This is a genomic window from Schlesneria sp. (assembly GCF_036405755.1).
Lineage (GTDB): Bacteria > Planctomycetota > Planctomycetia > Planctomycetales > Planctomycetaceae > Schlesneria > Schlesneria sphaerica.
The window spans coordinates 1-8,107 of sequence record NZ_DASWWZ010000559.1 but is presented as its reverse complement, the minus strand read 5'-3'; the positions used below and the strand labels follow the sequence as shown (position 1 = coordinate 8,107).

The window sequence follows — 8,107 nt, the reverse complement described above, 5'->3', positions numbered from 1 at the left end:
CTGGCCGATCGATGCGGCAATGTTTGTCGCCTGGGCATATTCCAGCCGCGTCGCCAACAAGGCACGCAAGACCCGCCCTCCGTCCATCGGAAAAGCCGGGATCATGTTGAAGACGATCATGATGATGTTGACCGCCATCAGTCTCACGACGAAGGGGCCGCTGGTGACACTGAATTGCTCAAGAGATGAAACTCTTGAGATCAGCAGCATCCAGGCCAGCAGCACTGCGGCGATGATGACGTTGACAGCCGGTCCGGCCAGAGCGACCCACAGTTCCTGCAGCGGATCTTCCGGCATCCGTTCCAGTCTTGCGACGCCGCCGATCGGCAGTAGCGTGATGTCTCGCGTCCTGATTCCAAACCGGGCCGCCATCAGTGCGTGACCGAACTCATGCAGTACAACGCAGGCGAAGAGTGCCAGGGTGAACCCGACACCTTCGAGGGTTTTCCCGAGTTCGTGGCCCTCGCTCCAATGGCTGAGGACCACAAACCCGATCAAAATCAGAAACGTGGCATGCATGTAGACTGCGATGCCACGAAACTCACCCAGCTTCCAGGACCACTTCACAATTCACCTTCTTTCAAAGGTCGCGACGGGATGCCGCCGCGACCTTTAAAGTGCCGGTTTCACATCATGCAACGGCTTCGACTTCGAAACCCTTCGTGTACTTCTTGGTCAACAGGGCGTTCGCTTCGGGAACATTCTTGATCCGCAGGGCTTTCGCGTCCCATTCCAGCGTTTTGCCAGGATGGAGAGCGGCGATGTTGCCCAGTTGGACGGTTTCCGTAAGCGGGCCGGAGTAGTGGAATCCATCACTGGTCGGGGTGTTGGAGAGGACTGCATCGACCCAGACATGCCAGTGGCTGAGAGCCTTTTCTTCCGGTCGTTTGAAGTCGGCAAACTTGGCCTGCGGATAGAGCTGTGGCATTCCGATGTGCGGAAGAACCATCGTTCCCCCTTCGCCAATGAACAGCGAGCCGCCGCCCGGCAATTCAACTCCGTCGGGTAGCTGTGCCAGATCGCGGAAGGGCTTGCGGCCCCCGTCGTACCAGGTGACCTTGAGGGTATCCCCCTTCGTGAATGGCGTTGAGGGGAAGATGTACGTGACCGTTTCGGGGCCCGGCCAGAGCTCGGGGTTGAACCCTTCATGCTCGGCGGTGATGGACAGAGGTGCGGTCAGATCCAGAGCCGAGAATACGGGATCCAGAATATGGCAACCGAAGTCGCCCAGAGCGCCGGAGCCAAATTCCTGCCATGCGCGCCAGTTGAAGGTGTGGTAGGCCTTGTCTCCATAGGGTCGATCGGACGCCGCTCCCAGCCAGAGCTTCCAGTTCAGTGACGCGGGGACTTCGGCAACGGGTGGTCGGCTGGTACCGGCGTAGTGCTGGTGTCCATTGACGCCAATCCAGGAATGAACGGATTTGATCTTTCCAATTGCCCCTTCCTTGAGCAATCGGACGCCGAGGCGGTACTCGAGATTGGAATGAATCTGATTTCCCATCTGGGTGATCAGTTTCTTCTTTTCGGCCAGCAGTCGCATCTGGCGTGCTTCCCAGACGGTGTGCGTCAGTGGCTTCTGACAGTAGCAGTGCTTGCCGCGGTTCATTGCGAACATGGCTGCAGGGGCGTGCATGTGATCCGGGGTCGAAACGATCACGGCATCCAGCTTGTCGCCGAGCTGTTCGATCATTTCCCGGTAATCGGCGAAATGAGGGACACCGGGGTAGTGTTTGTCGACCTGATCGAAGCGTTTGGAGTCGACATCGCAGAATCCGACAAACTTCACTTTCGGATGAGTGCCAACGCTCGACAGGTCGGCCCAGCCCATTCCATTTGCTCCGATTGCCGCCACGTGCAATTCGGCCTTCTTGGTCTCCTGAGACAGGACGGCAGGAGCAGCCCAGGCCGCCGCAGCACCCGCAGCGGTTGTTTGAAGAAACGAACGACGGTTCAGCAATCTCTGACTCATAGGAGCTCCCTCACTGTAGTTGACGATCTATCCATCGACTTCGATGAATCGATATTGGAAGTAGTTCTGTTTCGAAGGGCAAGTTCTGCCAAAAGATTCTTGGCGTTTTCCCCACAGACATTCTGTGGGCGAATTAAAACGATTTGCATGCAATCCAGTCGCTGCGCCGGAAGCGGATTGAGTGCGTGCAGTACGGAGGATCGGGAATAGAAACCACAGATCGCAGTTTGACCATCGCGCAGGGGTTTGCGGTGAGTCACCCAAAGCGTGATGGTGATGCTGTCCCGCAAACGGGGTTTGATGACAAGACGAGGCTCACGACAGCGGAATCGGCCAGGGCATTCCGCAGGTGATGCCGCCATCGACGTAGATGACCTGTCCGGTTAGAAACGCGGCTGCCGGACTGGCGAGGAAGATGGCCGTCCCGATCAGGTCTTCGGGTTGTCCCAGTCGCTTCATGGGGCAGTTGGCGGTGTTCCAGGCTTGCATTGTGGGGTCTGACCAGAGTTTCTTCGTGAGGTCAGTCAGGATGAAGCCAGGGGCGATGCCGTTTACACGGATACCGTGCTCACCCCATTCCATTGCCATGCCGCGGGTCATGGCCGAGATTGCGGCTTTACTCATGGCATACGGCTGGACCCCCTTGAGGGGACGGAATGAGTTCAGTGAGTCGATGTTGATGATCGAGCCACCCCCTTTCCGTTCGAGCATGTGTCGTCCTACCTGCTGAGCCACCAGAAAGGCTCCTTTCAGATTGATGTCGAGGATCCCGTCGAACTCTTCGATCGTGTAGGTTTCGACTCGCTTGCGGACATTGACACCGGCCACATTCAGCAGACAGTCGATCCGGCCCGACTTGCTGATCACGCCTTCGACCATACGGGGAATGTCGTCAGGTTGGGCGACGTCGCAGACGAGAGTTTCAACGCGATGTGGCCCGGTGGAAATTTCCGAGGCTGTCTTTTCGAGAGTGGACAAGTCTCGGCCGGTTATTGTCACGCGGGCACCACGACGAGCAAATCCTTCTGCCAGTGATCTTCCGATCCCCCGACTTCCCCCAGAGACCAGCACGGAAAGGTCGGTCACGGAAAAGAGCGAATCCGTCATGGTCTGCATTCCTCAATTAGTAATGACATGTGGTAGAACACGCGGCGAGAACGCGTCGTGTTTTGTGAGCTACGGATAATCCTGCAAGTTTCTCGGCGGCTATTAAACGATGTGCGAAGTCCACTTGCCACTACGTCGACCGGACTGATGTTCTGGAGTGGTCGACGCGGTGTCCTCAGGGAATCTGTCGTTGCCGAGTTCTTCATGCAGTCTGGAATCGGAAGCAAAGGTTGGTCATGAATCGAATCACTGTCGGCGTTGCCGGACTGCTTGGATTGCTGCTGGTCGTCGTCCTGATGGAGAGGCCGCAAACAGAACGACTTTCGGCGCAGGTCGACAGGAAGCGGGCTCATGGAGAGGTCAGCGTGCTGGACTTCGGCGCGATCGGCGATGGAAAAACGGATGATCGGGCTGCGATCCAAGCGGCGATCGATGCGGGTGACGAGATTCATTTTCCCGATGTTCCCCAGTTCTACCGGATCAAGGGGACGCTGCAGATGGGAGGCAGCAAGCAGTCGGGTGGCAAGCGGCTGATTGGGCATCGTCCCTGTCGCGGGGGAGGTGCCTTCCAGGGGAAAGGCCCTCTCCTACAGGGGGAGGGAGCGGGGCCGCTGTTTGTCGCCAAGGGAGGGACGCAACAGAACCGGGCCATCGAACTGGTCGGTCTTTCCGCTCTGAACGAGGGCTCGTCCGTGGTGGACCTGATGAGTGGCATTGATGCGATGATGGACAACTGCTGGCTGAAAAGCCTGAGCAACCCGGACGCCACGGTGCGATTACGGGAAAGCTACAACGTCACGATCCGGGAATCGACGATCGTATGCAGCGGTGGTGGGTTTGCCATCACGGCATACCAGCAATGCAATAAGCTGCGGGTGCAGAATTGTCGCCTGGGTGGTGGTGATCTTGGCGGGGCGATTCACGTTGAACAGTCGGCCAATGTGCAGCTGGAAGGAAATCTGGTCGAACTGGGTGTCTACGGGTTTGTCGTTTCATCTGGGATTCGACTCGACCAGCCCGATGCCGGAAATGTTGAAGGGGCGGGGGTCTGTCACGCCTTGCGGATTGCCAGCAATTACTTTGAGAACGTGCAGCATCCGCTGGTGATCGGTTCGGCGTTGAACCGGGGACAACATCCGGGGCAGGCGGTGTTTGGGGCGGTGATCGAATCCAACAACATCGGCACCTATGGCTTCGATAGCCCGCTGATGACTCTGGGCCGGCTGAAAGCGGCGTCAATTCGGGGTAACAGCTTCTGGCGCAAGGCAGACGGCAAGGCTCCGGCCATCCTGGTGACGTATGCGGCGGGGGCAAATCCCTCACACCCCACGGGCTGTGTCGTGGAAGCGAATCACCTCACGAATGGAGCGGGGCCCTTCTTCAGTGGGGCTGAAGCGAAAGCTGCTGGCGTCACCCTGTTGCAACGGCTGAGAACTGATAACGAGATCAAGCAGCCCGAGAAGTAACACCGCTATCTGGATAGGTCAGGAACGAGGGCAAATGATCCTGGCAGGCGCGGAAACGATCTCACTTTCCGCGCCTGCCGATTTCTCGATCGCTTGCCGCTCGTTCCGGATGGAGAAGACTGCTCAGGCGGGGAGCATCGGGAACAAACGCTTGCGGGCTTCTTCCGTCAGGGGCGAACCGTACTCGCACGGTTCGAACGCCTCGATCCAGCGAACCTTTTGTCCCCGTTCCGCGCCGTATGTCTTGATGATCTGATCTCGGAAGCGATCGGCGAGCGGTCCGTTGAATTGCAGGAAGAACTCACGCAGGTACTCTCGTTCGGCCTGCGGGTCGCGAGGGAAAGTCGCTTCCTGGCACAGGGTGTAGGGGAGCCATTCAAAGAACTGCGAACGATGGCAGGCCATCTGATCGAGCATCGTTTCCAGCACCGGTTCGACATCGACGACGATCGAGGGCTGAAACGGTGCGGGACGCTGAAAGTTGTCCGAGAGGTAGGCGATCACGGGATTGACCCGCAAGGCTGGTACCTCGGGGACGATGTGGGGAACGATCACCATATAGGCCGCATCGCAGACCAGGGTCGATGTGGCGCGGTGGTCGGGGTGATAGTCATTCGGACGATGGGTCAGGATCAGATCCGGCTGGTACTTGCGGATCAACGCGATGAGCTCGAAGCGGGCCTCGATTGTCGGAAGAAGCTGACCGTCTCGATTGCCGAGGATTTCGTACTCAATCCCCATCAAGGCTGCGACGGCATCGGCTTCCGCCCGACGGACCTTGACCAGTTCGGGCGGTTTCAGGCGATGATGTCCTGCTTCACCATTCGTGACGCAGACGTATTTCACCTGATGGCCCGCCTGGCGGTACAGTGCGGTCAGGCCACCGGCCTTGAGTTCGCAATCATCGGGGTGTGCTCCAATCACGAGCAGTCGTAGGGGATCCGATGTCTTCATTCTTACCTTTTACTCAACCTTCTGCCGTGAATTTGACTGAGGGATCGTCTGCAATGTTGACCCAGACGTGAACGTGGGGTGTTCCCCGGTAGTGCCAGACGAATGAGGGACCTTCGAGCCGCCAGTTGTCCCATTCGTCATCCTGACCGAGGTCGTCCGACTTGTAGAATGCCAGTCGGCACTTGTCGAGCCCACCCTGGGCATCGAGACATTTGACGACTTCGTCCCGATCTTTCGCTTGGTAGGGCTCGATCAGGGCTTGAGGGCTCAGTATGCGCCGCACTGAGGTCAATTAGAAAACGGAAGCCCGCTTCCCCGCCTCTGTGAGACCCCCCGCAGAAACGGTGGAAACCTGATGTGCTTGTAGTTGGAATCCGTTGTTGCCAAAATGACAGCGGGTCGATTTGGTGTGAGGCGACACAGGGCTGCAAAAACGGCAGTGGCTCTGGGGAATCTGAAAGCGTGCGAGTGAGAGGCCCTGAAAAACAGGGGTTTCGGAGAAGATTACCGAAGAAGTCGAAGTTGGCGCGGCCTTTGCAATCATGGACGCAGACGTGTGGAGACCTGTCAAATAACCTCCTTTCAACTTTGGAGACATCGGCTATGGCCATTCAAGAGAAGATCATCGGCATTGACCTGGGGACGACGAACTCGGTTGTCTCTGTGATGGAAGGGGGCGAGGTCAAAGTCATTGCGAATCAGGATGGCAATCGCATCACCCCCAGCGTCGTCGCTTATACGGAAAAGGGTGACCGACTGGTCGGTGACCCAGCCAAGCGCCAGGCGGTCACCAACCCCCGCAACACCATCTACTCCATCAAGCGATTCATGGGTCGACGTCACAGTGAAGTCGAATCCGAAGAAAAGATGGTCCCCTACAAAGTTGTGGGTGGGCCCGAGGAATACGTAAAGGTCGATGTCCATGGCAAGACCTACACGCCGCCAGAGGTTTCGGCTCAGGTTCTGCGCAAGCTGAAGGAATCTGCGGAAGCGTATCTCGGACATACCGTCACGCGTGCGGTGATCACCGTTCCCGCCTATTTCAATGACGCTCAGCGTCAGGCGACGAAGGACGCGGGTGAAATCGCCGGCCTGAAGGTCGAGCGAATCATCAATGAGCCTACGGCCGCAGCGCTGGCCTACGGTCTTCAGAACAAGAAGAACGAAAAGATTGCCGTCTTCGACCTTGGGGGCGGTACGTTCGACGTTTCGGTTCTGGAAGTCGACAACGAACTCGTCGAGGTGCTGAGCACTAACGGGGACACTCACCTGGGTGGTGACGACTTTGACGAAGTGCTGATCAAGCACATCGCTGACAAGTTCCAGGCCGAACACGGGATTGATCTCCGCAAAGACGCGATGGCCCTGCAGCGTCTGCGTGAAGCGGCCGAAAAAGCCAAGAAGGAACTGTCGGGTCAGCAGTCGACCGACGTCAATCTGCCGTTCATTACCGCTGATGCGTCGGGTGCAAAGCACTTGCAGTTGACGGTCACGCGAGCTGAGTTCGAGCGGATGATTGATCCGCTGGTCGAACGCTGCCGCAAGCCAGTCGAGAACGCCCTGCGTGACGCCAAGCTGTCACCCAGCCAGATTGATGAAGTCGTGCTGGTCGGTGGTTCAACCCGCGTTCCGAAGGTCCAGGAATTCGTGAAGAAGATGTTCGGCGGGAAAGAGCCTCACCGGGGCGTCAATCCTGACGAAGTCGTGTCGATCGGCGCTGCCATCCAGGGGGGGATCATCTCGGGTGATGTGAAGGACATGGTCCTGCTCGACGTGACTCCGCTGTCGCTGGGTCTGGAAACCGAAGGGGGCGTGCTGACCGTTCTGATCGAACGCAATACGACGATCCCCAAGACGGCCACGCAGACCTTCTCGACTGCCGCCGATGGTCAGACCGCTGTGACCATCAGTGTCTACCAGGGTGAACGTCCGATGGCACGCGACAACCGCTTGCTGAATCAGTTCAACCTCGAAGGGATCATGCCCGCTCCTCGTGGCACGCCGAAGATCGAAGTGACCTTCGATATCGATGTGAACGGGATCCTGAACGTGAAGGCCAAAGACCAGGCGACCGGCAAAGAGCACTCGGTCAAAATCGAGAACTCGAGCGGTCTGGACTCGGGCGAAATCGAAAAGATGAAGAAGGATGCCGAGGCACACGCGGCCGAAGACAAACAGCGCCGTGAACTGGCGGAAGCAAAGAACAAGGCATCGACCTCGGTCTACGAAGTGGAAAAGGTGCTGAAAGAACACGGAGCCAAGCTCGACGCCGCGTCGAAGGGCGCCGTGGAAGCCAGCATCGAAAAGGTGAAGGCTGCAGAAAAGGGCGACGACATTGCCGCCATCAACTCGGCCGTCGACGCCTTGCAGCAGGCCAGCTACGCCCTCAGTCAGCACATGCAGGGGCCCGCGGCGGGCGGCGGTGCTGAGGCAGAAGCAGCTCCAGAAGGTGGCAAGCCCGATGACGAAGTCATCGATGCCGAGTTCGAAAAGAAGAGCTGAGGCGGTTAAGGAATAAGAGTGAGCGTCCGGAGTGGGGGTTCGCCCACGCTTCGGACGGCTCTTGTTCATGACAACAATCAGAAGTAGTGACCAGGCGTGCCGAGTGGCG

At 58.0% G+C, this 8,107-nt stretch carries 7 protein-coding genes; 2 read left to right on the top strand and 5 right to left on the bottom strand.

Annotated elements, in window-relative coordinates; genetic code table 11:
• From VGE80_RS18740 to VGE80_RS18730, 3 genes are all read right to left on the bottom strand, one after another.
• Positions 1-567, bottom strand: a 567-nt coding sequence (locus VGE80_RS18740) for a site-2 protease family protein (protein WP_440593721.1), incomplete at its 3' end; no start/stop codon positions are given.
• Between the two features lie 64 nt (positions 568-631).
• Positions 632-1,969 carry a Gfo/Idh/MocA family protein gene (locus VGE80_RS18735; RefSeq protein WP_440593720.1) on the bottom strand — a complete coding sequence of 446 codons (1,338 nt, stop codon included), beginning with the start codon at positions 1,967-1,969 and terminating at the stop codon, positions 632-634.
• Positions 1,970-2,284: 315 nt separating this feature from the next.
• Positions 2,285-3,076, bottom strand: coding sequence for an SDR family NAD(P)-dependent oxidoreductase (locus tag VGE80_RS18730; protein ID WP_440593719.1), 792 nt, complete (start codon positions 3,074-3,076; stop codon positions 2,285-2,287).
• A gap of 236 nt (positions 3,077-3,312) precedes the next feature.
• Between VGE80_RS18730 and VGE80_RS18725 the strand changes: the two genes are divergently transcribed.
• Entirely contained in the window at positions 3,313-4,542 is a 1,230-nt protein-coding gene (locus tag VGE80_RS18725; protein ID WP_440593718.1) for a glycosyl hydrolase family 28-related protein, read from the top strand.
• Between the two features lie 123 nt (positions 4,543-4,665).
• Here VGE80_RS18725 and VGE80_RS18720 read toward each other — a convergent pair whose 3' ends face one another.
• Positions 4,666-5,496 carry a PIG-L deacetylase family protein gene (locus VGE80_RS18720; RefSeq protein WP_373650069.1) on the bottom strand — a complete coding sequence of 277 codons (831 nt, stop codon included), beginning with the start codon at positions 5,494-5,496 and terminating at the stop codon, positions 4,666-4,668.
• A gap of 13 nt (positions 5,497-5,509) precedes the next feature.
• The gene (locus VGE80_RS18715) at positions 5,510-5,779 is read right to left on the bottom strand and encodes a hypothetical protein (RefSeq protein WP_373650070.1); all 270 of its coding nucleotides are present in this window, start codon (positions 5,777-5,779) and stop codon (positions 5,510-5,512) included.
• Positions 5,780-6,099: 320 nt separating this feature from the next.
• Here VGE80_RS18715 and dnaK point away from each other — a divergent pair, with 320 nt between their 5' ends.
• Complete coding sequence (gene dnaK / locus VGE80_RS18710) at positions 6,100-7,998, top strand: molecular chaperone DnaK (protein ID WP_373650071.1); 1,899 nt, start codon at positions 6,100-6,102, stop codon at positions 7,996-7,998.
• Positions 7,999-8,107: the final 109 nt, after the last annotated feature.

What these genes read in the sequence shown, in the direction of transcription:
- VGE80_RS18725 (WP_440593718.1), top strand. Translation starts at nt 3,313, where the DNA reads ATGAATCGAATCACTGTCGGCGTTGCCGGACTGCTTGGATTGCTGCTG.
- VGE80_RS18735 (WP_440593720.1), bottom strand. Translation starts at nt 1,969, where the DNA reads ATGAGTCAGAGATTGCTGAACCGTCGTTCGTTTCTTCAAACAACCGCT.
- VGE80_RS18730 (WP_440593719.1), bottom strand. Translation starts at nt 3,076, where the DNA reads ATGACGGATTCGCTCTTTTCCGTGACCGACCTTTCCGTGCTGGTCTCT.
- dnaK (WP_373650071.1), top strand. Translation starts at nt 6,100, where the DNA reads ATGGCCATTCAAGAGAAGATCATCGGCATTGACCTGGGGACGACGAAC.
- VGE80_RS18720 (WP_373650069.1), bottom strand. Translation starts at nt 5,496, where the DNA reads ATGAAGACATCGGATCCCCTACGACTGCTCGTGATTGGAGCACACCCC.